Raw genomic sequence first — 23,899 nt, 5'->3', positions numbered from 1 at the left:
ACTTTATCATCGATAACTTTATCGTTGATAAGGTGTCATCTCTCACTTCCGCTCGTGGCTCGTTGGCCACGGTCCTCATCACGGCTAGCCTCGACGCCGCCGGCATGGGCCTGGTGATGCCGATTCTCCCCGCACTGCTACACGAGGCAGGGGTCACCGCTGATGCGGTTCCGCTGAACGTCGGAGTGCTGATCGCGCTCTACGCGGTAATGCAGTTCATCTTTGCCCCCGTACTGGGAACACTGTCGGACCGATTCGGCCGCCGCCGGGTGCTGCTTGTTTCCCTGGCCGGTGCGACCGTCGACTATCTCGTGCTCGCCACGACATCCGCTCTGTCGGTGTTCTATATCGCCCGTGCAGTGGCTGGGATAACCGGAGCGACCAATGCGGTCACCGCCACCGTGATCGCCGACATCACGCCACCCCACCAGCGCGCCAAGCGTTTCGGTTTACTCAGTGCCTGCTATGGCGGCGGAATGATCGCGGGGCCAGCCATGGGTGGACTGTTCGGTGCCATCTCGCCACATCTGCCGTTTTTGCTCGCTGCTCTTCTCTCAGCGAGCAATCTGGCACTCACCTTTATCTTGTTACGCGAGACCCGTCCTGATTCCCCTGCGCGCTCTGCGTCGCTCGCTCAGCATCGTGGTCGCCCCGGCCTCAGCGCGGTGCCTGGGATTACCTTCCTATTAGTCGCATTCGGCCTTGTTCAATTCATTGGGCAGGCTCCAGGTGCGACCTGGGTGCTGTTTACTGAACACCGCCTCGACTGGAGTCCCGTCGAAGTTGGAATCTCCCTGTCCGTCTTCGGGATCGTACAGGTTCTCGTGCAGGCCCTCCTTACTGGCCGCATCGTGGAGTGGATCGGTGAGGCAAAAACAGTCATCATCGGGTGTGTTACCGACGCCTTGGGTCTCGTAGGCCTGGCGATTGTCACTGACGCATTTTCCATGGCGCCTATCTTGGCGGCACTGGGGATCGGTGGCATCGGCCTCCCCGCTCTGCAAACCCTTCTCTCCCAGCGCGTCGATGAACAGCACCAAGGGCGCCTCCAGGGTGTGCTCGCCAGCATCAACAGCGTCACATCGATCTTCGGACCGGTCGCTTTCACAACGATCTTCGCGCTCACTTACATCAACGCCGACGGCTTCCTCTGGCTCTGCGCCGCAGCACTCTACGTGCCCTGCGTGATTCTCATCATGCGTGGTACAGCAGCGTCCCCGAAGTTCGGCTCATGGGCGAGCGGCGACTCGATGTGAGTTGTGAGACGTGAGCAGGAGCAACACGGCGGCGACACTGCTTCGCCATGGCCGACTAGCGAGACGGCGCCACCGGGAAACTCGGCATCATCTACCAAGGACAGGTCAGCTGGGAGCCTGATAGACCCATCGAAATGTGCGTGCCGATCGCGGAGAAAGGCCGGGCGCATCGGATCGAGCCATAGCACCATGAGTCTTCACGGAAGTGCGTTGACGGAGACTTCGTTGTGAACCGGGCCAAGGGAGAGCTGGAGGCCCTCTCCGAGTGGCTTGCCGATGACATGAGCTGGACGCTCATCGAGAAATCCACACACAGCGGCCCCAGTGCAGCCCGAGAGGTGCGCCCGCCGTTCTCCCGAGCGGGTGGAGGTCATTTCTGTCGTCACCCACGGACGACGCGCTTCCTGCGACGGCTACCTCGAGGCTGGAGGAATGCGCGTCCGTTTCAGCCATGCGTTCCGCTTCGTCAGCACCCCCAAGACCGCGATGATCGCAGAACTGCGACGCTACTGCATCGAGACGCAGGTTGACTGAGGCCTGTGCGGACAGCACGAACGACCCTTAAGCCCGTAATCTGGGAACCGCAGAAACTACCCGATCGAAACGCAACTACTTTGCCGGCCCTACGGGGTTGGCTCGCGGTCGTCGTCCTTGGCCGCGACCGTGCGCAGGAGGTGCTTGTAGCCATCCCTCGCGATCATCACGCGCATCGAAACCGTCACGACGCTACTGCCTTCGACGATCAGGGGAGCGGGGACTGATCGCGGACGCGCTGTCCACTTTGGTTAAAAGATTGCGCCGCTGTAGACGACCGCCATCTAGATGCCGACGATGACCATGCTCTCGAGTGCGCCACTACCCACCATTAGTGTGGTCAGGGTCGGCTTCAGGTGATGAGTCCATGTCGGTAGGCGGTGATGGCGGCGTGGACACGGTTGTCGATGCCGAGGGTGTTGAAGAGCTGGGAGACGTATTGCTTGACGGTGCCTTCGGACAGATGCATGGCCCTGCCGATCTGGGCGTTGGAGAGTCCGCGAGCGATGTGGGTGAGGAGCTCGATCTGGCGCTCGGTGAGCAGGGCAGTGAGTTCGTCTCGCGCGGTTCGGGTGCGGTGGCCCGCTCGTTGCTCGGCGGCGAGCCAGCGGGCGACTCGAGGGGAGAACGCGCCTCCGCCGTGCGCGAGGGCCCTGACGCCGGCAATGAGTTGCTGAGGTTCGTCGGACTTGAGGAGGAAACCGAGGGCGCCGGCGTTGATCGCATCGGCGATGAGATGGTCGTCGGAAAAGGTGGTGAGCATGGCGATCGGAAGCTCGGGCAGTCGGTGCCGGATCTCACGGAGAGCTCCGATGCCGTCGAGTCGTGGCATCTGGATATCCAGCAGTGCGACGTCAACGCGGTGTGTTGCCGCGGCGTCGACGGCCTCGTGGCCGTTGCTGGCGAGGGCGGTGATGTCAAGGTCAGTGGCGGAGGCGAGAATAGCGGCGACGCCGGTGCGGACGAGCTGGTCGTCATCCGCGATCAGGACACGGATCGGCGGGGTGTCGGTGCGATCCTCCGGGGCCATGGCGCGGGAACCGTTCCGATCCTGCTGACCTGGTCGGAGGCGAAGCAGACGACGTGGACGTCGACTCGTTCGAAGAAGCTGATTTCCGCCTCGTAATAGTGACAGGTCTCGTCGGGGCGAGGCGGGAACTCATCGCGTGGAGGATCGAGCATCTCCAGGGCGGCCACCGCGTCCTGTCCGGCGACTCGAGGGGCAATGGCAGTCTGTGTGGTCTCGGTGACGACCGTAGTGGTGCCGACTAACCCAGCGACCAGGTACAAGTGGACCATGGTCAGCGAGTCCAGTGCCAGGGCAGTGATCACCGTCGCCAGCAGCATTGCTCGGACCAGGCCAGAGCCAGCGAGCAGCCGCACCGTGGGCGAGCGGTCGACCAGGACCCCAATCGGGATCCCCAGCACGAGGAATGCCAGTGTTCCGATGGCGTTGAGCAAACCCATCTGCGCAGCACTGGCTCCAAGAACCAGTACCGCCAAGACATCAGTTACGAAGTCGACACCCCGACGCCCAGCGGCATCCAAGGCATTGGACAATAGCAATGGCCACCTGGGCCGTGGTAGCGAGGATCGCAGAGAAGAAGAGGAATCGGTAGAAGACATGAACTTCCCTCAGGAATGAGCGGGCGAGTGGGCAGAACAAAGGACCGCGCGACGTTCCAGCGCGGTCCTGTTACTCGCCACTTACAGGCTGGCCCGAGCCCTGAAGAACATGTCCCAACCTTCCTGGATGGATCGACCAGGAGCGTGGACAACCGTCCCCGCTCAGTGCTGAGTCTAGGCCAGCGCCAGCGCAGACCCTCAGTCGCATCCCCACATGCCGCCGAGCACGCGTCCTCGATTCCCTCCCCCGCGTCGCTCTGAAGGCCGGAACTGACTGCCCCAGCCCTTCGCGGGGGAACATGCCCGAGCCGGATGCGCAGTGGTGCCGGTGCCGCGCTGCGTTCTCCGACAGATGAAGCAGCACGGTCCCGCTGCGCGCCCCTGGCCGAGCAGATCGGCGCACGCGCCATGGTGCCCGCGATCGGCGTTGCTGCCAAGGCCGTGACCACGCTCGCGATGTCAGGCCCCTCGGCTGAACCACAGCCTGACTCAGCTCGTATACGCCCAACCTTGATACGCAGGGTTACCAGTAGAGGAAAGAGCGCCACCCCGACCATCTCCCCTTCATCCCTCGATCGCCCACCCCATGATCGCCTGCTGCACGCTCTTCAGGTGACGTTTGAACTCGTAGCCCACGAACGCGGGATGGTTGGCGGCAGCGACCGAGACCTCACGCCCGCGGACGAACGGCGGACACGGCGCGAAACGGACACCGTCAGGGGCGCTGTCGAGGAGATCCGCAGTGATCCGATAGGGCGCCATGGCCGCGGTGTGCTCCCCCGGCCCATCCGTGATGATCACGTCGGCCTCCTGCACGGCATCGCTGAGATCCTCCTTCCACGGCAGCGCGGGTGTGCGGACCTCCTCCGGGCAGGCCTGCACGACATCGATTCCGAAAGCCCGATGGGCTTCCTCCCAGGCTCGAGCGATGTTGCCGTCTGGTCCCACCACGAGGACTCGGAGTGAGCGGACATCCGTCTCGCGCGAGAGCGCGAAGAGATCGGATAGCACCTCGCACGGGTGGTTCGCGTTGGTCATCGCGTTGACCACCGGGAGAATCCCAGGGGCAGCCAGCTCACGAAGCTCGTGGAGATCGGTATGCCGGACGACGAGGAGTTCGACCCACGCCGACAGGTATCCGACGATGTCGACCGCGTCCTCGACGGTGTCGAGCGCCTCCGGAGGGAAGACGATCGGCTGCAAACCCATCTCCGCAGCGCCGCGTTCGAACGAGACACGCGTCCGCAGGCTCGAGGAAGGGAAGAACAGCGCGGCCGCGCCGTCCCTCCTCGCCAGGGTTCCCGCTTCGATCCGCGCGGCGCGCGCGAAGATCTCCCTCAGATCGTCCCCAGTGAGTTCGGTCAATGAGAGAAGGTGGCGCACTCCCCTATTGTCGCGGACGGCTCCAGCCTCATGATGTCGTGAAGATAACCTGTGCTCGCGCCACGATGTCATCCACTCGCGATTGGAGGAACGGGCCGGGACACTCCGTTCCCGACCACGTCTCCTGGTGGGTGATGACGTGCTCTCGGTCGATCCGGAAGCGCACCGGAACGCCGTCCAGGGTCCGGCCGTCGAAGCCTGCGAGCCACGCGATCATCTGCGCGATCTCCTCGACCTGCGCGGTGGTCACCGTGTACTCCGGCGCTCCGGTGAAATCCAGCGTCTCCACCGCCACGGAGCGCCAGTTCCAGTCCGCGCCGGTGGACGACGGCTTCGCTCCCGGGCGGATGGTCTCGATGACCGAGCCGTCGTGCCGAAGATAGAAGGTGGGAGCCGATGATCTCCTGTTGCAGCGGGAGAAGAAGTCCAACTGGTCCGTCGTCGTGCCGGTGTGGTGGATGATGAAGCGGTCGATGACCGGACTCACGGTTCGACGTTCGCTTCCCGCGATGCTCCGGTCAGCGCGCATCGTCGGATGGGCACAGTCCTCGAAACCGAGCGGTACCTCGAGACCCGTGACCGCGCGGTCGTAGACCGGCTCGTACTCTGGCAGCCCGCGGGGGTTGTCCGGGCGGCGTCCGGTGTCGTCTGCCTCTCCCCCGGAGCTCGTGGAGAGCCAGATGCCGACACCGGTCACCGCGATGCCGGTTCCGGCGGCGATGAGGAATCCCCGCCGCGTGTGCGCCGGCACGTGCTCATCGGCGTCCCGTGCTCCCGGGTCCTCCGGCTGCTGACCCTCCCCGCGCGTACTCACGCGGGCTGGTCGCCGTCTCAGGGTGCTCGGAACTCACGCGGCCGGCGTCGTCCTGGCCAGACGAAATGCGCGACCGAGAAGGCGAGGACGGTCCACGAGACGAAGAACGCCCACCACGGGAGCGCCGCTCCCCCGCTTCCGCCCGCCAGCATGACCGACACGATGCAGGCGCTGAGTCCGACGACGACCCCGACGACGGTGATCTCGCCGTGCGCGAGCCACCGCGCGCGAAGCGCCGAGACGAGGCGAAGGGGCAGGCCGATCACCAGGGCGGTGATCATCGACACGACGGACAGGACGACGGCGATGATGCTCGCCCCGATGAAGGACGTCACCCCGTCGTACTCTTCCGCAGCTCCGAGCGCGAGGAAGAAAGCCACGATGAACAGGAAGAAGCCACCGACGAAGAACTGGCCGAGGATGAGCGAGGCGGTCGAGTCGTCGGCTCCCCGGAAGCCCCCGCGCTTCCGCAGATCTGCAGGGACACGGCGAGGCGAGGTCATATCGTGATCCTACGAGTCGTACACCTTCGCTGGGGGCATACTCGCGCTACCCTCATCCGTCTCAGGTCCGGCTCGCCAGGAACCAAGCCCATGCGGGGTACTGCCTCGTGATCCTGCGGGAGCACGTGACGGACATGGGTCACCTGACGACAGACCAGTTGCGCGGTTTCTGGGACGATGCGGAACGTGCGGGGCGAGCGATCGACTCCGTGTACAGTCCGCGGAAGATCGACTACCTGGTCATGGGCCATCGGATGCCGCATCTGCACGCTCACGTTTTCCCCCAGCACTCCCATGATGATCCGAAACGGGACGTGGACATCGCCGACGGGCCTGTGCTCCCCTCAGCTGACGATCTCCGAGGCGGGGTACACGCTCTCCGGAGGGCATGGAGTGCGATCGCAACAGGTCCTGCGGAACGGTAGGTTCATCCTCAGGAACAGGCACATTTCGGCCTCGGCAGGATAGAGGGGCCTGAACTTCCGCCTGCTGACTGGGGAGATGTGGGGCGGGCGGATGGACGCGCACGATGACAGGGGCGAAGGGCCGCTGAGGCCCGCCGTGGTGGGCCTGGCGCTGGCGATTTTCAGCGCAGCGGTGGCGGTGGCCTCGACATTCCTGATCGCCGATCCTGGAATCGGTGTTCTGGCGGCAGTGACGCTGTCTTTCGGATGCGTCGGAGTGGCGGCCGGCCTCCTGCTCACGAGGCGAAGGACATGGGGCGACCCCTCGTGGCCTCCAGGCCCGGAGCCGAAGCCCTGGACGGCCCGCCGCACCCGTCGGGTCTTCTTGCTCTACGGGGTCTTCCTTCTCCTCATCTCCGTGGGTGGAGTGGTCACACTGGCGGGGACCGATCAGAACGAGGCCGACGACCCGCTGCGCGGATGGGTGCTGTCCGCCGTGCTCGGTGTGCTGGGCGTGACGTCGATCATCAGAGGGGTGCGACGGCAGCCTCAACCGGTGCACTCGTCCGATCGCCCGGAGAGCGAGCCGAACGTCGACGTACAGGAGTGGATGCCGTTAGGGCCCTCTCGTTCGCGGACTCTCTTTCCCTGGTGGGCTCTTCACGTCTTCTCCGGACAGCCGCTTCTCCTTGCGATGATGATCGGCGCGCTCCTCATCCCGGTGGCGGCGGGACCGCTCGGCGCATGGACGTGGCCGCTCGCGGCTGCGCTGCTGGCGGCCGTGGCGATCACCGTCAGCGCCGTCGTGCGGCGACGTTCGCGACCGCCGCGCATCTCACGCGACGCCACCCGTCTGCTCGTCGGCACGAAGGAGATCCCGACCGCGACCATCACCACGGCCATGGTCATCGCACACCCCTGGGAGCCGGACGCCACAGCCCGGAGTATCGCGGTCGTCCTCACGGCATCGGATCACTCGCGAGCAGTGGTGGGCTTGCGAGAACGAGGTCTCCTCGTATTGACCGATGAACAGACGGAACTCCTCATCGCGGCGATCGAGCGAGCACCCATCGATCTCCCCCGCGACAAAGACGATCCGCGCGGAAGGTTCTCCCGGACGCTGTACCCCAACCATCTGACGAAATCGGAGGCCCTTCACCTCGTGCAGGTGCCCCCGGGTGACGGCGAGCCGCTGCCGGTGGGGTCCTCAGTCACGTGAGCCAGAGCGCCGGCTCGGAGCCCGCTCTCACGTCGCGAAGAGAGTCCTGACAGTCAAGATGTTTCGACCGTGGACGGAGGACGGGCGTTCCCGTCCGGATTCGACGAAGCCGAGCTTCTCGAGCACGCGGCGGGATGGGAGGTTCCATTCCCAGACGCCGGCCCAGACGCGGTCGACACCCACCCCGGCTGCCCACGCCAGGACGCTCTGGGCAGCTTCGGTGGCGTATCCCCGGTTGTGCTCGGCACGGAGCAGCTCGAACGCGAGCTCCGGTTCCTCGCCCACCCCCTCGCCGCCGTAGACGAGACCGCAGTACCCGATCGGTTCCCCGGTGTCGATCCGTTCCACGGTGAGAAGTGGCGAGGCCTCAGCGCCCTGGATATGCGCACGGATGTCGTCCGTGTCGGGGCGGCCGTCCGTGTCGAGCCTTCGGTGCGCGGGGACTCGTTCGTCGCGTTCGGTCCACAGGTGCCGGAAGACGGGTGCGTCCTCGATCGTCTGCCGGCGCAGGCGGAGGCGCAACGTCTCCATCTCCGGGATGCGGGGCAGGTGACTCATCCTCGCAGTCTGGCACTCATCCGCCCCCGCGCTGTGATCTGCAGCGCCTAATGGGAGGACCAGACGCCGAGCTCGTTGCCGCTCGGGTCGGCGAAGTGAAGGCGCCGGCCACCGGGGAACGCATACGGCTCCTGCAGGATCCGGCCGCCTGCGTCCTGGATCGCCGCCTTCGTCGCATCGAGGTCATCGGAGTAGAGCAGCACGAGCGGACCGCCGACGGGTCGCGGTGCGTCCGCGAGCAGGAGGCCGCCGACCTCGCTCCCGGCTCCGCGGGGCGAGAGGATCCCTGCATAGCCAGGGCCGTAGTCCTGGAAGCTCCACCCGAAGGCGGTGGTGAAGAAGCGTTTCGCCACGTCGAGATCCGTGACGACGAGCTCGACATAGTCGAGGGCGTGGTGCTGCGAGGAGGCTGTCATGCGGGCACTGTAGCCACGGCGTCGGACATCGTCGGTCAGGAGTAGCGTGGAAGGGTGCCTCAGGTCTCCCACTCCCCCGTCTCCACGCCGGGGTGGCGGGCCTGGGCGATCTGGTCCGTCGGCGTCGCGGCCTACGTTCTCGCCATCACCAACCGCACCTCTCTCGGCGCCGTCGGTGTCGAGGCCGCCGACCGCTTCCAGGCGGACGCCTCGACGCTCGCGCTGTTCGCGGTCGTGCAGCTCGCCGTCTACGGCGGGATGCAGATCCCGGTGGGCGTCCTCCTCGACCGCTACGGATCCCGTCCGATCATCACGGCGGGGATGCTGCTCATGGCGGCCGGACAGCTCACCATGGCCCTCTCCCCCAGCATCGGCATCGCGATCGTCGCGCGTGTCCTCCTCGGAGCCGGCGATGCCGCCGTCTTCCCGGCCGTGCTGCGACTGGTGGCCACGTGGTTCCCCGCGCAACGAGGGCCCGTCATGGTCCAGTTCACCGGGATCATCGGGCAGGCCGGGCAGCTGATCGCGCTGGTGCCGGTCGCCGCCCTGCTGCACGCCACCACCTGGTCGATCACGTTCGGCAGCATCGCCGGTCTCGGCCTGCTCTTCACGATCCTCGTGTGGCTCATCGTGCGCAACAACCCCGCGGAGAGCGGCCCCGACGTGTCGGTGAACACGGACACCGGAGTCGTGCGTGTCGTGACGTCGGCGATCGACACGGGCGTCGGCATCCGGGCGGCGTGGGCACATCCCGGCACGCGGCTCGCGTTCTGGTCGCACTTCACCACTCCGTTCGCCGGCACGGTGTTCGTGCTTCTGTGGGGCATGCCGTTCCTCACGGCAGGCGAGGGCCTGACCACCGCCCACGCGGCGGGGATCATCTCGATCTACGTGGTCGCGGGCATGATCCTTGGCCCGATCATCGGCGATCTCTCCCGCCGCCTGCCGAACCATCGCTCGCTCGCCCTCGTCCTTCCCGCTGTGGGTGTGCAGATGGCCGCCTGGATCGCGGTCATCGCCCTCCCCGGCCCTGCCCCGGACTGGCTCCTCTGGGTCCTGGCGATCGCTCTCGCGACCGGGGGCCCCGCGTCGATGATCGCCTTCGACCACGCTCGCACGCACAACCCCGCGCACCGCCTCAGCACGGCGACCGGAGTCACGAACGCGGGGGGCTTCATCGCAGCCCTGATCGCGGTCTTCGTGATCGGCCTCCTCCTCGACGCCCAGGGCGCCGGCACCCCGGACACCTACACGCTCGACGCCTTCCGTGTCGCGTTCCTCACCCCGATCCCCCTCTGGATCCTCGGGGTCGTCTTCATCCTCATCGAACGCAAACGGACGCGCATCCGCATGGGGCTGGATCCCGAGCGGCGTCGCTGAGCGCCCATAGGATGAGGCATGGCCTCCGCTCCCCCGTCGACCGCCCCCGTCTCGAGCGCCCGAGACGGCCGCACGAGGCCACCGGTGACGGCGGGGCTGCTCGCCGGCCTGCTCCTCGGCGCACTCTGGATCATCTCCGGCGCCATCGCACGACTGACTGGTTCCGACATCGTTCTGACACGGTTGCTGAGCTTCGCCGGTATCGGGCCGCTGCAGAGTCATGCCTGGCTGCTCCCCGGTGCGTGGGGCGTCCTGGTGCTGACGGTGACGGCCGCCGTGCTCTGCGGCGTCGTCTGGATTGTGGCACGCGGAGCACGGGGCGTCGGCCGGGCTCCCGCGTTCCTCGTGCTCTGGTTCGGTGCCGTCCTCGCCGGAACGGTCGTCGGGCTGTGCGACGACGTCACCCGGGTCCTGTCCTTCCTCCCTCTCTCGGGCCTGCACGGTCTCACGGCTGCGGTCGTCGAGTCCGCGCCGGACACTGCCTACTGGGGACTCGCCTGGGGCTGGATCCCCGCCTGGGCGTTCTCGCGCAGGGCCGGTGAGGAATCTGCGCGGCAGTGGTCCCCGGGCCTTCTCGGTGTCACCCTCGCGAGCGTGGTCGCTCTCGTCGTGGTCGGGAGCCTGGCCGATGCCGCGTGGCAGCGCCAGATTGTCGAGGAGAACGCCGCGCTGCAGGGCGCCACCGACGAGACGGGAGCCTTCGTCGATCCGGCGGCTGTGGGCGACCCTGTGCCGGAGCGCGCCCCGGGGGTCTCGACACCCCAGCTTCCCGCGGGCGCCTGCACACTCGACCGAGCCACACTGCTGCTCGGAACCGCCAACGGGGCCACGGGGCACCGCGCCCAGAGCATCCGGCTGATGAACGTCGGTGAGGAGCCCTGCGTGGTCGAGGGGTATCCCGACATCGCGTTCGCGGACCAGAACGGCCATGCGCTCGACGTCGAGGTGCGCCCCGGTTCCTCATTCCTGGCGACCGACCCCGGTATCGCGCCCGTCACGGTACCGCCCGGCGGCGAGGCGAACGCGGTGATCGGCTGGGATGCCAATGCCACGGACGGCGCTCTCGTCGCCCGCGCCCTGCATGCCGCCGTGCTCCCCGGACTCGACCGCGGCTCGTGGCCGGTCGAGCTCGACATCGTCTCGGGCTCCGAGGTCGAGATCACCGCCTGGCACCTCGGCGCCGCACCCGCCGCGCCGTGACGGCACTCGGCGCCGTCAGCGCAGCAGGTGCTGGACCGTCTCCACGATCAACTCGACGCTGACGCGCTCCGGCACCTCCGCGTCGCCCGCCTCGAACTCGGCGAGCTCCACGCCGCGGACGTCGGCGACCGGGATGGCGGCGAACAGCGCGGCCACCTGGTGCGGCAGCAGACCGTCGCCGACCCGATAGGCCGCGGGGATGTAGCCGGGCTCCAGGACGTCCCAGTCGACATGGATCCACACCGGTCGCCCGGCGATGAGAGCGCTCAGCCGCTCCGGCGTGCTCTCCGCGGGGCTGAGGACGGTCACTCCCGCGCCGGCGAGGAGCTCTCCCTCGGCGGGGTCGATGTCGCGGCCGCCGACGACGATGACCTGCCGCGGGTCGATGCCCGCCCCGTGGCCGCTGTCCCACAGCCCGCAGGCGGCGGCGAGGACCATGCCGCCGAGGTAGCCGGAGTCGGTGGTGTCCGGCGTGTTGAAGTCGCCATGCGCATCGATCCAGAGCACCACCGCGTCGGGGTGGTGCTCGGCGACGCTCGGCAGCGTTCCGAGGCTCGCCGCACACGTGTTCGTCACGAGGAGCGGCGTCGTCTCCCCCGTGATCGCCTCCTGCACCGCGGCACGGAGGCCCGCGAGCGTGTCCGAGGCCTCGGGCAGCGCGACCGACCAGTCGTCGAGCCGACCGGGCTCCGGAGTGCCGACCACGACGGGCTCCCGCCGGAGAAGCGAGGACAGGGCGTCGGCGACGCGGCGCGCCCCGACGAGGGCTCCGTCCGTGCGGTCGGCGACGCGACCCTGGTTGAGGATGAGCGCGAAGGGCCTGGTCATCCGCTCAGTCTCCCACCCGGCGCAGACCGCGGCCAAAACCGCCGCATCCGGCCTGCGCTATCGCCGGCGCGGCGTCCATCCCGACGGCAACCCTCCGTCGACGAAGGCACGGTCCCGGTCCGCCGCTGCCGACCAGCCCTGCGCCTCCTCTTCCGTGTCGAAGGCGCCGCGGGCCACGCGGAAGCCGACGTCCTCGTGGTGCATGCGCGGCCCTCCCCCACGGCGGACCGAGGCGCGGACGCTCCAGGCGTCGTCGGCGAACCCGCCGCCCCGGAAGACCCGGTAGTCGTCGTACCGCGCGGGGTCGAGGAGGTCCCAGCACCATTCCCACACGTTCCCGAGCGTGTCGAACAGCCCATGCAGGTTCGGGAGCTTCCCGCCCACGTCCTGCGGCGTGCCGACTCCGTCGGCAGCGGTCCACGCGGCCTCGGCCAGCGGGGCGTAGTGCGGCCCGGTGGAACCGGCGCGGCAGGCGTACTCCCACTCGGCCTCGGTCGGCAGGCGGTAGCCGTCCGCCGTGGTGTCCCAGGCCACATCCTCACCCTCGAAGTGGTAGACGGGATCGAGCCCCTCCCACTCCGAGGCGGCGTTGCAGAAGTGGACGGCCCGCAGCCAGCTCACGTCGGCGACCGGGCGACGAGGATGCCGTGACGGGGTGCCCAGGACCTCGGTGACCTGTTCTTCGGTCACCGGGAAGACACCGAGGGCGAAGGGTTCGAGTTCCACGGTGCGGCGCGTGCGTCGCCGGGCGTCGTGCAGCGTCACCGTGCCGGCGGCGAGACGGACGAGCTCGATATCGCTCATGCGCGGGGTGCGGCGACGCTCACGCCGGAGTCCGTTCGACCCACGTGGGGTACTTCGCTGCGCGGCCGTCTCCGGACGAGGTCCTCGTCACGCGTCGACGCACCCAGGGCCCGACGAACTCGCGGTAGTAGGCCAGACCCGCGGGGCCGGCGGTCCAGCGATCGAGCGGCGCCCACCAGGCTGCCGGCGGCTCGAACCCGAGTCCATGCAGCACGCGGGCGGCGACACGATGGTGTCCGGCCGCATTCATATGAAGCCGGTCCTCCGACCAGTACGCGGGCTTCGAGAGCTCCGTATCCGGCCAGTTGAGGGCGCGGACCACGTCGGGGCGGTCCTCGATCCGCCGCAGGACCGCCTCGGAGAGCAGGTCGCCACGCCGCTGCACGAGGGAGCCCATCGGAAGCTGCCCGCTGGGATTGGCGCCGGAGAGCAGGATCATCGTCACGCCCTCCTCGTCACACCGTCGCAGCACCCGGCTGAACGCATCGGCGATGTGCTCCACGTCGGTCCGCGGCCGCAGCATGTCGTTGCCGCCACCGTTGAACGACAGGTGCGTGGGACGCAGGGCCAGCGCGGGTTCGAGCTGCTCCTCGACGATCGGCCAGGCCAGCTTCCCCCGAATCGCCAGGTTCGCGTACTGGATGGGGTGCCCCGCGGCATCCGCCCATCCCTGCGCGGCGATGTCGGCCCAGCCGCGCTCGCGCCCATCGGGGAGCACATCGCCCACGCCTTCGGTGAAGGAGTCGCCTATCGCGACGAAACGTACATCAGCCACGCGCCCAGCCTATTCCCGGTCCCGGACGTCACCGGTCGTCCAGCGCCGCTCCGCTCCGGTCGACGAGTCCCCAGGCGGCGGCCGCCGCGACGAGGAAGCAGGCCGCGAACACGACGAACAGCAGAGGAGCGCCGCCGGCGACGAGGAGGACGGGAACGGCGAGGGGCGCCACGATGGAGGCGATGCGTCCGACCCCGGCGGCCCAGCCCGCCCCGGTGCCGCGCAGCGAGGTCGGGTAGATCTCGGGCGTCACCGCGTACAACGCGCCCCACGCGCCGAGGGTGAAGAACGACAGGGCCATGCCGGCGCCGATGATCATCGGCACGGTCGTAGCGGTTCCGAAGACGACGGCCGACGCGGTCGCCCCCAGCAGGAAGACCGACAGTGTGATGCGGCGTCCCCACACCTCGATGAGCCAGGCCGCCACGGCGTAGCCCGGGAGCTGCGCGAGCGTGATGATGAGGGTGAAGCCGAACGAACGGACGAGGTCGAATCCGGCGTCCACGAGAATGCTGGGGATCCAGATGAAGGCCCCGTAGTAGGCGAAGTTCACGGCCAGCCACACGAGCCAGAGGCACGCCGTCCGCACGCGGAACTCCGCGTTCCAGAGGGTCGCGAGCCGTGCCCGTGCCGTCTTCGCGATGGCCCGCGACGCCGGTTCCTTCCGGAGGGGCGGGGTGTACTCGACTCCCGCATCGGCCTCGAAGGCCGCCACGATGCGATCCGCTTCCGCGATGCGTCCGCGGGACGCCAGCCAGCGCGGCGACTCGGGCAGACCCCACCGCACGACGAGCGCGTAGACCGCGGGGATCGCGCCGAGCGCGAAGGCCCATCGCCAGCCCGCCTCGGAGGCGGGGATGACGAAGAACCCGATGAGCGCGGAGGCCGTCCAGCCGACGGCCCAGAAGGCTTCCAGGATGACGATCAGCCGTCCGCGGATGCGCGCGGGAGCGAACTCGCTCACGTAGGTCGAGGCGACCGGCAGCTCCGCGCCGAGACCGAGGCCGACGAAGAAACGCAGCACGAGCAGGGCCGCCACTCCCCCGACCAGAGCACTCGCTCCGGTGGCCACGCCGTAGATGAGCAGCGTGAGGGCGAACACCTGCCGACGGCCGAAGCGGTCAGCGAGAAGACCGCCGAGGGTCGCGCCGACCGCCATGCCGACGGAGCCGAGCGAGGCGATCCAGCCGGCCTCCCCCTTTGTCAGATCCCACTGCTGTGAGAGCGCCGCGATGATGAAGGAGATGAGTCCGACGTCCATCGCGTCGAGCGCCCAGCCGACGCCGGAGCCCGTGAGCAGGCGCAGGTGCCGGCGGGTGAACGGGAGGACGTCGAGGCGCTCGGCGAGCGAGGTGCGGCTCGGCAGGGCGGTATCGGCCATGATTCTCATCGTAGGGCCGCCCGTCCCGCCGAGCCGCGAGATGACGCCCGCTCAGTCGCGGTCGGCGAGGAGCTTCCGCACCCGAGGGATCACCTCGGTGCCGTACAGCTCGATGCTGCGCATCATCGACTCGTGCGAGAGGGTTCCCGTCGCGTACTTGAGGTCGAAGCGGCCGAGCCCGAGGGTCGTGATCGTGTCGGCGATCTTCGCCGCCACGCGCTCCGGCGAGCCGGCATAGAGGGAGCCCTCGGGACCGATGTCGTTCTGGAAACGCGCGCGGCTGTAGGGCGGCCAGCCGCGCTCGCGACCGATGGTGTTGTTCATCGCCTCGAAGCCCGGGTAGGCCTCGTCCCATGCCTCCGCGTCGGTGGGCGCGATGTGTCCCGGCGAGTGCACGGCCACCGGGTGCGCCGTCGTCCCGAAGGAGGCGACCGAGCGGTGGTACAGGTCGACGAACGGCTTGAACCGCCCGGCCGGGCCGCCGATGATCGCCAGCATGAGGCCGAGACCGTGACGCGCGACACGCACGACGGACTCGGGGCTGCCGCCGACGCCGACCCACGTGCGCAGACCCTTCTCGGTCTTCGGGAAGACGTCCGCGTTGTCGAGCGACGGCCGCAGCGACCCGGACCACGTCACGGGCTCCTCCTTGAGGAGCTCGACGAACAGCTCCAGCTTCTCCTCGAAGAGCCGGTCGTAATCGCGCAGGTCGTAGCCGAACAGCGGGAAGGACTCGATGAACGAACCGCGCCCGAGCACGACCTCCGCCCGCCCTCCGGACAGGGCGTCGAGGGTCGAGAAGCGCTCGAACACGCGCACCGGGTCGTCCGAGGACAGCACGGTCACGGCGGTGCCCAGCCGGATCCGTTCGGTGCGGGCGGCGATCGCCGCGAGCACCATCTCCGGAGACGAGACCGCGAACTCGCGCCGATGGTGCTCCCCCACGCCGAAGAAGTCCACGCCGACCGTATCGGCCAGCTCCGCCTGGGCGACGACGTTCCGGATGGTCTGCGCGCCGCTGAGCAGCTCGCCGTCCTGATCCCGGGTGATGTCGCCGAACGTGTCCAGCCCGAACTCGATGTCCATGTCACACCTTCCTATTCAGGTGAATGGAACGCGCGGCGGGAGGCGGGCATTCCCATCACCGAGGCAGCAGCGCGCTCCGCAGCGTGTCGAGCCCGACGCCGCCCAGATCCAGGGCGCGCTTGTGGAAGCCCTTGAAGCTGAACGCGTCGCCCTCCGCCTGCTGGACGGCGTCGCGGACCTGCTCCCAGATGCGCTGACCGACCTTGTACGACGGCGCCTGACCCGGCCAGCCGAGGTACCGGTTGACCTCGAACTGCACGAACTGGTCCGACATGTTGACGTTGCGACGGAGGAAGTCGAGCGCGTAGTCGGCATCCCAGACGCCGTCACCGTCGAGACGGGGCTTGCCGAGGTGCACGCCGATGTCGAGGACCACGCGCGCCGCCCGCATCCGCTGCCCGTCCAGCATGCCGAGGCGATCCGCCGGGTCGTCCAGGTAACCGAGCTGCTCCATCAGTCGCTCCGCATACAGCGCCCAGCCCTCCGCGTGACCGGAGGTGCCGGCGAGCAGCCGTCGCCACGAGTTGAGCTCAGCGCGGTTGTACACGGCCTGGGCGATCTGCAGGTGATGCCCCGGCACACCCTCGTGGTACACGGTGGTGAGCTCGCGCCACGTGTCGAACTCGGTGACGCCCTCGGGGACTGACCACCACATGCGGCCGGGGCGCGAGAAGTCGTCGGTGGGGCCGGTGTAGTAGATCCCGCCCTCCTGCGTCGGCGCGATCATGCACTCCAGGGTGCGGATGGCTTCCGGGATGTCGAAGTGCGAGGCGCCGAGCTCGGCGACCGCGCGGTCGCTGGTCTCCTGCATCCACCGCTGGAGCGCCTCGGTGCCGACGAGCTTGCGGGCGGGGTCCGATTCCAGATGCGCGACGGCCTCCTCCACGGAGGCGCCGGGGAGGATTTCGTTCGCGATCGCCGTCTGCTCGGCCACCATGCGGGCGAGCTCTTCGCGACCCCACTCGTAGGTCTCGTCGAGGTCGATGGTGGCGCCGAGGAATCGACGGGAGTTGAGGGCGTAGAGGTCGCGCCCCACGGCGTCCGTCTCACCGGCCTCGGGCGCGAGCTCCTCGGCAAGGAAGCGCCGCAGCTCCCCGTACGCGACCCGCGCAGCCGCGGAGTTGTCCGCCAGGGTGCGGGCGAGCGAGGCGGGAAGCTGGCCTTCCTCGGGATCGGCGTGCGCGACGAACGCCGCGAAGAAGCCGTCGTCGGCGATGTAGCGGTCGATCTGCGTCGCGACCTCCGCGACCTGGCGTCGTGCAGGCGTCACGCCCTCGGCGATGCCCAGGCGCAGCGTCTCGACGTATCCGCGCAGCGCCGCGGGAACCGCGGAGAGCCGGGTGGAGATGACCTCCCAGTCCTCGACCGTCGCCGTGGGCATCAGGTCGAAGGCGGAGCGGACGTCCTGCGCGGCGGAGGCGATGACGTTCAGATCGCGCAGGTGCCACTTCGCTTCGTGCAGCTCGAGGTCGAGGCGCAGCTCCGCACTGAGGTCGGTCTTGGTCACCTCGTCGATCGCATCGACGGGCTCCAGCGCGGACAGCGTGTCGAGCGTGGCCCGCGTCGCCGCGGCGATCTCCTCATGACCTTCCGGGCTCAGATCGCCGAACCGGTCGTTGACCTCGGACCGACCGATGTAGGTGCCGAGAGTCGGCGCCAGGACGGCGATCGTGTCGACCCATTCATCGGCGACCCTGTCGATGGCGGAGGGGGTGCGGGGTGCTGAAGTCATGCCTTCCAGCCTAATCCCCGCCCCCGTCGGCCACCGGGATCAGTGCGCGGCTTCGTTCCAGTCCCGACCGCGGCCCACCTGCACGTCGAGCGGCACGGAGAGCTGAGCGGCATCCCCCATCCGCGTGCGGACGATCTGCTCCACCGCATCCCACTCCCCTGCTGCGACCTCGACGACGAGTTCGTCGTGGATCTGCAGCAGCACCCGCGACTCCAGCTTCGCGGCGTGGAGGTCGTCGTGGATGTGGAACAGCGCGATCTTCATGATGTCGGCCGCGCTGCCCTGGATCGGGGCGTTGAGCGCCGCCCGCTCGGCGTTCTCCCGCAGCACGCGGTTGGGGCTCGCGAGATCGGGGAACGGCCGCCGACGCCCGAAGATCGTCTCGGTGTAGCCGACCTCCTTGGCCTTCATCACCGAGGCCCGCAGGTAGTCGCGGACCGCGCCGAACCGTGCGAAGTACTCGACCATGAGCTGCTTGGCCTCGGACTGCTCGATGCGCAGCTGCTTCGAGAGCCCGAATGCGGAGAGGCCGTAGACGAGGCCGTACGACATCGCCTTCACCTTGGTGCGCATCGCCGGCGTGACCTCGGACGGATCGACGCCGAACACGCGGGCGCCGACGAAGCGGTGGAGGTCTTCACCACTGTTGAACGCCTCGATCAGCCCCTCGTCGCCCGAGAGGTGCGCCATGATCCGCATCTCGATTTGCGAGTAGTCGGCGGTGAGCAGGGTCTCGTACCCCTCGCCGACCTCGAAGGCGCTGCGGATGCGCCGCGACTCCTCGGTGCGGACGGGGATGTTCTGCAGGTTCGGATCGGTGCTGGACAGGCGCCCCGTCTGGCTGCCCGTCTGCACATAGGTCGTGTGCACCCGGTGGTCCTCCCGGATCGCGGTGTCGAGGGACTCGATGATCTGCCGCAGCTTCGTCGCCTCACGGTGCTGCAGCAGCAGGCTGAGGAACGGGTGCGGGTGCGACTCCTGCAGGTCGGCGAGCACCGCGGCATCAGTCGAGTACCCGGTCTTCGTCTTGCGCGTCTTCGGGAGCTGCAGGTCTTCGAACAGCACCTCCTGGAGCTGCTTCGGCGACCCGAGATTGAACTCGCGACCGACGACCAAGAAGGCCTCCTGGGCCAGGGCGTCCGCTCGCGTCGCGAGCTCGGCCGAGAACGTCGACAGCACCTCGTGCGACACGGCGACACCGGCGAGCTCCATGTCGGCGAGCGTGCGGAGCGTCGGCAGCTCGATGTCGCGGAGCACGGCGTCGACCGGCTCCGGCAGATCGTTCCGCAGCGCCTCGGCCACCCGGAGGATGAACCATGCCTCCTGCGAGGGGGTGGCGCCCTCGGTCTCCGGCACGAGCTGCGACGGATCGGCCTCGGGGAGCTTCTCCCCCAGGTAGCGCTGAACGAGGTCGGACAGCGTCTTGTCGGGGAAGCTGGGGCGCAGCAGCCAGCCCGCGAGGCTCGTGTCGTAGGCGAGCCCGCCCAGACGGATGCCCTGACGGAGCAACGCCTTCACCTGCGGCTTGGCGTCGTGCAGCACCTTCGGCGCGTCGGACTCCAGCCATGGGCGCAGCGCCGCGGACGCCTCCTCCGACCAGTCGAGCTCGCGCAGCTCGCTCCCGGTGGCGACACCGACGCGCACAGGTGCGCCCGACTGCACCACGACCCGCAGAGCGACGTCTCCGTCCTGCGCCGCGGCCCAGGTGGCCAGATCCGGGGCGGACACCTGTGCCGGCGTGGGCATCTCGACGACGGAGGCCGGGTCGTCGGCGACCTCGCCCGCTCCGACGGCCTCGAAGACCCGGGGCAGCAGCGTGCGGAACTCCAGCCGGGCGAAGATGTCGCGGACGGCCTCGGCGTCGATCGGGGCGACGGCGAGGTCGGCCGGGGCGACCGGCAGCTCCACGTCGGTCAGCAGGCGGTTGAGCTTGCGGTTGCGGCGGACGTCTTCGATGTGGTCGCGGAGGTTGCCGCCGACCACGCCCTTGATCTCACCGGCACGCTCGAGCAGCTCGTCGAGGGAGCCGAACTGCGTGAGCCACTTGACGGCCGTCTTCTCCCCCACCTTTGGCACGCCGGGGAGGTTGTCGCTGGTCTCACCCACGAGGGCGGCGATGTCGGGGTACTGCTCGGGACGGACGCCGTAGCGCTCCTGCACGGTCGCCGGGTCGTAGCGCTTGAGCTGCGAGACCCCCTGGACGGACGGGTACAGCAGCGTGACGTCGTCGGTGACGAGCTGGATGGTGTCGCGGTCTCCCGAGACCACGAGCACGTCGTAGCCCTGGGCCGCCCCCTGCGTGGAGAGGGTGGCGAGGATGTCGTCGGCCTCGATGCCCTCCTGCGTCAGCACCGGGATCGACATCGCCGCGAGGCAGTCCTGCAGCAGCGGGATCTGGCCCTTGAACTCCTGCGGCGTCTCGGACCGGGTGGCCTTGTACTCCGGGTACTCGTCGGTGCGGAACGAGTGGCGGGAGGTGTCGAACGCGATCGCGAGATGCGTGGGCTGCTCGGCCTTGATCAGGTTGACCAGCATGGACAGGAAGCCGTAGATGGCGTTCGTGTGCTGGTTGTCCTTGGTGGTGAAGTTGTCGACCGGGAGGGCGAAGAAGGCCCGGTAGGCGAGCGAGTGGCCGTCGACGACCATGAGGGTAGGCTTTGCGGAGTCCGTCACCCTGTCAGCCTAACGAGGAGCACGGACACCCGCAGAGGAGGATGCATGAGCGAGGTCGCCACCAGCGAGGGACTCGAGTGGGCGGCCGCCCGCGGCATGGGTGCGCTGGCCGAGAAGATGGGCATGGAGTTCGTCGAGTTCGGCATCGACCGCTGTGTGGCCACGATGCCGGTGGAGGGCAACACCCAGCCGGTCGGTCTCATGCACGGCGGCGCCTACGTCGTGCTCGGCGAATCGCTCGGCTCCATGGCGGCCAACCTGCACGCGGGCGCGGGCCGCCTCGCTGTCGGCGTCGACATCAACGCCACGCACACCCGGTCGGCCACCTCGGGCGTGGTCACCGGAGTCTGCACGCCCGTGCACCTGGGGCGCAGCATCACGGTGCACGAGATCGTCGTGACCGACGATCAGGGCCGGCGCTGCTCGACGATCCGCATCACCAACATGATCAAGGACGCTCCCGCCGCGGGCTGAGCGGCTCCTCCAGCAGCAGCTGGAACAGGATGTGGTCCTGCCACTCCCCCGCGATCCGCAGGTACTTCGGGGCGATGCCGATGCGCTCGAAGCCGGTGGCGGCGAGGACCCGCTGCGAGGCGACGTTGTGCAGCAGCGTCGACGCCTGGAGGCGGTGCAGCCGCAGCTCGTCCCGCGCGTGCTCCGCCACGAGGGCGACCGCGCGCCCGGCGAGCCCGCGGCGCAGCCGGGTGGAATCGATCCAGTACCCGAGATCGGCGCTCCAGAACGCACCGCGCACGATGGTGTTGAGGTTGACCCGGCCGCGGATCTCGCCGTCGTCCGAGAGGATCACGAACCGGGAGCTCCGGCCGAGGGCGGCCTCCGCGACGCACTGCTGCGCGTTCTGCTCCTGCCAGTCCTCGGTGAAGAACGCCTCGGAGCGCTCCGGCTCCCACGGGGCGAGGTGCTCTCTGTTCGCGAGATACGCGCGCGCGAGCGCCGCACCGTCGCCGGCGCGGACCGGCCGCAGAACGTGCTCTGCGTCCAGCCGGAGCACCGGAGTGCCTTACTTCTTGGGAGCGAGCTGCTCGATGATCGCCTTGGCGACGTCCTGCATCGTCAGGCGGCGGTCCATCGACGCCTTCTGGATCCAGCGGAACGCCTCGGGCTCGCTCAGGCCCATCTTCTCGTTGAGGAGGCCCTTCGCACGGTCGACGAGCTTGCGGGTCTCGAAGCGCTCGACCATGTCGGCGACCTCGGCCTCGAGGGTGATGATCTGCTCGTGGCGGGCCAGGGCGATCTCGATCGCGGGGAGGAGATCGTTCGGGGTGAAGGGCTTCACGACGTAGGCCAGGGCTCCGGCCTCGCTCGCGCGCTCCACGAGCTCCTTCTGACTGAACGCGGTCAGCAGCACGACCGGGGCGATGTTGCCCTTGTGGAGCTTCTCGGCAGCGCTGATGCCGTCGAGCTGGGGCATCTTCACGTCCATGATGACGAGGTCGGGACGCAGCTCGGTGGCGAGGGCCACCGCCGTCTCGCCGTCGCCGGCCTCGCCGACGACATCGAAGCCGTTGTCGCGGAGGATCTCGACGATGTCGAGACGGATCAGCGACTCGTCTTCGGCGACGACGACGCGTCGGGGTGCGGATGCCGTGGGCTGCTCAGCCTGTTCTTGCTCGGTCACCCCTCCATCCTAACGGAGAGGTCCCCACCGCCGGCTGAAGACGGCGGGCGCGCGGGGAACCGTCCGTCGTCTGCGCTACAGTCGAAGTCGCGAGACACGGGCCGGCGTGGCGGAATGGCAGACGCGGAGCACTCAAAATGCTTTGTCCGAGAGGGCGTGTGGGTTCGAGTCCCACCGCCGGCACCAGCATCGCGGACCGCTCGCCCCGTCACTCGGCGAGGGCGGCGAGTTCGGCCATCACGCGGGGGTGGGCGAGGATGCGGAAGTGTCCGCCCGTCTCCAGGACGACGTTCTTGGCCCCGGCGAGCTCGCTCCCCTCGGGGATGTGCGGATCGAACGCGGCGTAGACCGAGACGATGCGCGCGTTCACGTCGAGCTCCCGCCCCAGCGCGACGATCGAGGGGTCGTCGGGCGCGAAGGCCCGCAGCACCCGTCCGGGCAGGAGCCGCGCGTAGCGGGAGCCTCCGAACGGCGTCGCGATGGCGAGCATGCCGCGGATCCGCGCACCCTCCGGGCCGGTCATCACCAGCTTCCCGGCGAGACCGCCCTTGCTGTGGGCGACGAGGAACACGCCGGAGAGGTCGTGGGTTCGCAGGTAATCGGCCACCTGATCGGCCTCATCCTGCACCGGGAACTGGTTGCGGCGCAGCGCATCCACGACATGGACCGGGTGCCCCCGCTCGTGCAGCGCGACGATGAGCGGCTCCAGGAAGCGCCAGGTCTCGTAGACACCGGCGAGCACCACGAGCGGGGCGCGGTCTCCGGTGGTGAAGTCGTCCGCCTGGTCACGGCCGAAGAACGAGCGGACCTGCCAGAACCCCGCGTAGGCGTAGTCCGCGGCCCACCAGCCCAGGATCCTCAGGACGCTGATCGTGCCCTCCCCCGTCGGATGGGTGCGGCCGGCACCGCCGTCGGCCATGCTCCCGTCGTGTGGGCCAGGATCGCGGAAGCCACCGCCCGGGGCGCGGACTGCTGCGCGACATGATGGTGACCGGGGATCTCCACCAATCGCGAGACGGCCGCCGCGTCGCGCAGCCGCCGGCACCACGCGCGTCCTGCGATCGGATCGTCGCTCCCCCGGACGACGAGCACCGGCATGGTCAGAGCCGCGACCCTCTCCTCCAGGGGATACGCGAGCATGTGCCGGACCTGGCGGAGATACCACCGCACGCCGCAGCGCAGATAGTCGGTGAAGACGACCGTGTTGATCGCCGGGGTCTCGCCGACGGTGTCGACGGCCAGGGCCCGGGCCTGCGCGCCGAGAGTCCGGTGGGCGTCGTCGGTGACGGGTCCGATCGTCACGACGGTCCGGACGTACTCGGGATGCCGCAGCGCCGTCTCCACGGCCCACTGCACGCCCATCGAGTGCCCGACGAGCACGACGCGATCGTCGTCGAGGCTCGCCACCACCTGAGCCAGGCCTGCCGCCATCTGCGGGATGGAGACGTCGAACCGCGGCTTGGGCAGGCCGCCGAAGCCCGGGAGGTCGACGGAGACCACCCTCGTGGTGTCGGCGAGCACGGCGTGCAGCCGCGACAGGTACCGATGCGACATCCCGATCCCGTGCACGAGAACCACGGTCGGGGCGGTGCTGCCAGCGGGCCGCGGACTCTCCAGGATGCGGAACGTCAGCCCGGAGGTGACGAGGAGACGACGGAGGACCATGGCAGCACGCTAACCGAGGCCGC

The 23,899-nt window shown here is 68.7% G+C and carries 24 protein-coding genes and 1 tRNA gene; 7 read left to right on the top strand and 18 right to left on the bottom strand.

Translation table 11 applies throughout. The features are described 5' to 3' along the window. The first annotated feature begins 32 nt into the window (after positions 1-32). Positions 33-1,256, top strand: coding sequence for a tetracycline efflux MFS transporter Tet(33) (gene tet(33) / locus BV453_RS14295; RefSeq protein WP_074690335.1), 1,224 nt, complete (start codon positions 33-35; stop codon positions 1,254-1,256). A gap of 886 nt (positions 1,257-2,142) precedes the next feature. On the opposite strand, the gene BV453_RS14290 is transcribed toward tet(33), so the two are convergent. The 5 genes from BV453_RS14290 to BV453_RS14270 all read right to left on the bottom strand — a co-directional run bounded on the left by BV453_RS14290 (position 2,143) and on the right by BV453_RS14270 (position 6,116). Beyond that, complete coding sequence (locus BV453_RS14290) at positions 2,143-2,820, bottom strand: response regulator transcription factor (protein WP_249521888.1); 678 nt, start codon at positions 2,818-2,820, stop codon at positions 2,143-2,145. Further along, the gene (locus tag BV453_RS14285; RefSeq protein ID WP_249521887.1) at positions 2,775-3,293 is read right to left on the bottom strand and encodes a hypothetical protein; all 519 of its coding nucleotides are present in this window, start codon (positions 3,291-3,293) and stop codon (positions 2,775-2,777) included. Before BV453_RS14285 ends, BV453_RS14290 begins: the two co-directional genes overlap by 46 nt. A gap of 687 nt (positions 3,294-3,980) precedes the next feature. Continuing rightward, positions 3,981-4,871 (bottom strand): ornithine carbamoyltransferase, encoded by an 891-nt coding sequence (locus BV453_RS14280; protein ID WP_249521886.1) that lies wholly within the window; start codon positions 4,869-4,871, stop codon positions 3,981-3,983. Next, a complete protein-coding gene (locus BV453_RS16780; protein WP_157544457.1) occupies positions 4,828-5,613 on the bottom strand; it encodes a peptidoglycan recognition family protein in 786 nt (261 codons plus the stop codon). The genes BV453_RS14280 and BV453_RS16780 overlap by 44 nt, the downstream gene beginning before the upstream one ends. Positions 5,614-5,630: 17 nt before the next feature. Beyond that, positions 5,631-6,116, bottom strand: a complete 486-nt coding sequence (locus tag BV453_RS14270; protein WP_025103453.1) for a hypothetical protein — start codon at positions 6,114-6,116, stop codon at positions 5,631-5,633. Between BV453_RS14270 and BV453_RS16965 the strand changes: the two genes are divergently transcribed. Together BV453_RS16965 and BV453_RS14265 are read left to right on the top strand one after the other, a co-directional pair. Next, positions 6,089-6,541, top strand: a complete 453-nt coding sequence (locus BV453_RS16965) for an HIT domain-containing protein (RefSeq protein ID WP_081811556.1) — start codon at positions 6,089-6,091, stop codon at positions 6,539-6,541. The two genes, BV453_RS14270 and BV453_RS16965, sit on opposite strands and share 28 nt — an antisense overlap. A 91-nt stretch (positions 6,542-6,632) precedes the next feature. Beyond that, positions 6,633-7,739 (top strand): hypothetical protein, encoded by a 1,107-nt coding sequence (locus tag BV453_RS14265; RefSeq protein ID WP_249521885.1) that lies wholly within the window; start codon positions 6,633-6,635, stop codon positions 7,737-7,739. 27 nt (positions 7,740-7,766) lie between these two features. Here BV453_RS14265 and BV453_RS14260 read toward each other — a convergent pair whose 3' ends face one another. Then, the gene (locus tag BV453_RS14260) at positions 7,767-8,297 is read right to left on the bottom strand and encodes a GNAT family N-acetyltransferase (RefSeq protein ID WP_036292416.1); all 531 of its coding nucleotides are present in this window, start codon (positions 8,295-8,297) and stop codon (positions 7,767-7,769) included. Positions 8,298-8,344: 47 nt separating this feature from the next. Beyond that, complete coding sequence (locus BV453_RS14255) at positions 8,345-8,713, bottom strand: VOC family protein (RefSeq protein ID WP_025103457.1); 369 nt, start codon at positions 8,711-8,713, stop codon at positions 8,345-8,347. A gap of 54 nt (positions 8,714-8,767) precedes the next feature. On the opposite strand from BV453_RS14255, the gene BV453_RS14250 reads away from it, so the two are divergent. Then, entirely contained in the window at positions 8,768-10,093 is a 1,326-nt protein-coding gene (locus BV453_RS14250) for a nitrate/nitrite transporter (protein WP_025103458.1), read from the top strand. An 18-nt stretch (positions 10,094-10,111) separates the two neighbouring features. Then, the gene (locus BV453_RS14245) at positions 10,112-11,293 is read left to right on the top strand and encodes a DUF4232 domain-containing protein (RefSeq protein ID WP_085607509.1); all 1,182 of its coding nucleotides are present in this window, start codon (positions 10,112-10,114) and stop codon (positions 11,291-11,293) included. 15 nt (positions 11,294-11,308) lie between these two features. On the opposite strand, the gene BV453_RS14240 is transcribed toward BV453_RS14245, so the two are convergent. The 7 genes from BV453_RS14240 to polA are packed head-to-tail and all read right to left on the bottom strand — an operon-like array spanning position 11,309 to position 20,572. Next, positions 11,309-12,121 carry an arginase family protein gene (locus tag BV453_RS14240; RefSeq protein WP_085607511.1) on the bottom strand — a complete coding sequence of 271 codons (813 nt, stop codon included), beginning with the start codon at positions 12,119-12,121 and terminating at the stop codon, positions 11,309-11,311. Between the two features lie 57 nt (positions 12,122-12,178). Continuing rightward, positions 12,179-12,925 carry an SUMF1/EgtB/PvdO family nonheme iron enzyme gene (locus BV453_RS14235; RefSeq protein ID WP_085607513.1) on the bottom strand — a complete coding sequence of 249 codons (747 nt, stop codon included), beginning with the start codon at positions 12,923-12,925 and terminating at the stop codon, positions 12,179-12,181. 19 nt (positions 12,926-12,944) lie between these two features. Beyond that, a complete protein-coding gene (locus BV453_RS14230) occupies positions 12,945-13,700 on the bottom strand; it encodes an SGNH/GDSL hydrolase family protein (RefSeq protein WP_085607514.1) in 756 nt (251 codons plus the stop codon). A gap of 28 nt (positions 13,701-13,728) precedes the next feature. Continuing rightward, positions 13,729-15,081, bottom strand: a complete 1,353-nt coding sequence (locus BV453_RS14225) for an MFS transporter (protein ID WP_249521884.1) — start codon at positions 15,079-15,081, stop codon at positions 13,729-13,731. A gap of 51 nt (positions 15,082-15,132) precedes the next feature. Then, positions 15,133-16,167, bottom strand: coding sequence for an LLM class flavin-dependent oxidoreductase (locus BV453_RS14220; protein WP_062634549.1), 1,035 nt, complete (start codon positions 16,165-16,167; stop codon positions 15,133-15,135). Positions 16,168-16,222: 55 nt separating this feature from the next. Continuing rightward, positions 16,223-17,899, bottom strand: coding sequence for a DUF885 domain-containing protein (locus BV453_RS14215; protein ID WP_025103465.1), 1,677 nt, complete (start codon positions 17,897-17,899; stop codon positions 16,223-16,225). Between the two features lie 39 nt (positions 17,900-17,938). Next, positions 17,939-20,572, bottom strand: a complete 2,634-nt coding sequence (gene polA, locus BV453_RS14210) for a DNA polymerase I (RefSeq protein WP_249521883.1) — start codon at positions 20,570-20,572, stop codon at positions 17,939-17,941. 45 nt (positions 20,573-20,617) lie between these two features. On the opposite strand from polA, the gene BV453_RS14205 reads away from it, so the two are divergent. Next, positions 20,618-21,046 carry a hotdog fold thioesterase gene (locus BV453_RS14205; protein ID WP_062634544.1) on the top strand — a complete coding sequence of 143 codons (429 nt, stop codon included), beginning with the start codon at positions 20,618-20,620 and terminating at the stop codon, positions 21,044-21,046. On the opposite strand, the gene BV453_RS14200 is transcribed toward BV453_RS14205, so the two are convergent. Together BV453_RS14200 and BV453_RS14195 are read right to left on the bottom strand one after the other, a co-directional pair. After that, a complete protein-coding gene (locus BV453_RS14200; RefSeq protein ID WP_085607522.1) occupies positions 21,021-21,584 on the bottom strand; it encodes a GNAT family N-acetyltransferase in 564 nt (187 codons plus the stop codon). The two genes, BV453_RS14205 and BV453_RS14200, sit on opposite strands and share 26 nt — an antisense overlap. 9 nt (positions 21,585-21,593) lie before the next feature. Next, positions 21,594-22,211 (bottom strand): ANTAR domain-containing response regulator, encoded by a 618-nt coding sequence (locus tag BV453_RS14195; protein ID WP_025103469.1) that lies wholly within the window; start codon positions 22,209-22,211, stop codon positions 21,594-21,596. 100 nt (positions 22,212-22,311) lie between these two features. Between BV453_RS14195 and BV453_RS14190 the strand changes: the two genes are divergently transcribed. Continuing rightward, positions 22,312-22,397: transfer RNA gene (locus BV453_RS14190), tRNA-Leu, on the top strand. Between the two features lie 22 nt (positions 22,398-22,419). On the opposite strand, the gene BV453_RS14185 is transcribed toward BV453_RS14190, so the two are convergent. Beyond that, a complete protein-coding gene (locus BV453_RS14185) occupies positions 22,420-23,130 on the bottom strand; it encodes a triacylglycerol lipase (RefSeq protein ID WP_249521882.1) in 711 nt (236 codons plus the stop codon). Then, positions 23,070-23,876, bottom strand: a complete 807-nt coding sequence (locus BV453_RS14180; protein WP_060921659.1) for an alpha/beta fold hydrolase — start codon at positions 23,874-23,876, stop codon at positions 23,070-23,072. The genes BV453_RS14185 and BV453_RS14180 overlap by 61 nt, the downstream gene beginning before the upstream one ends. Between the last annotated feature and the right edge of the window lie 23 nt (positions 23,877-23,899).

The sequence above is a fragment of the Microbacterium sp. ER1 genome (assembly GCF_023383675.1).
Lineage (GTDB): Bacteria > Actinomycetota > Actinomycetes > Actinomycetales > Microbacteriaceae > Microbacterium.
This window is presented reverse-complemented; position numbering and strand designations above follow the sequence as displayed.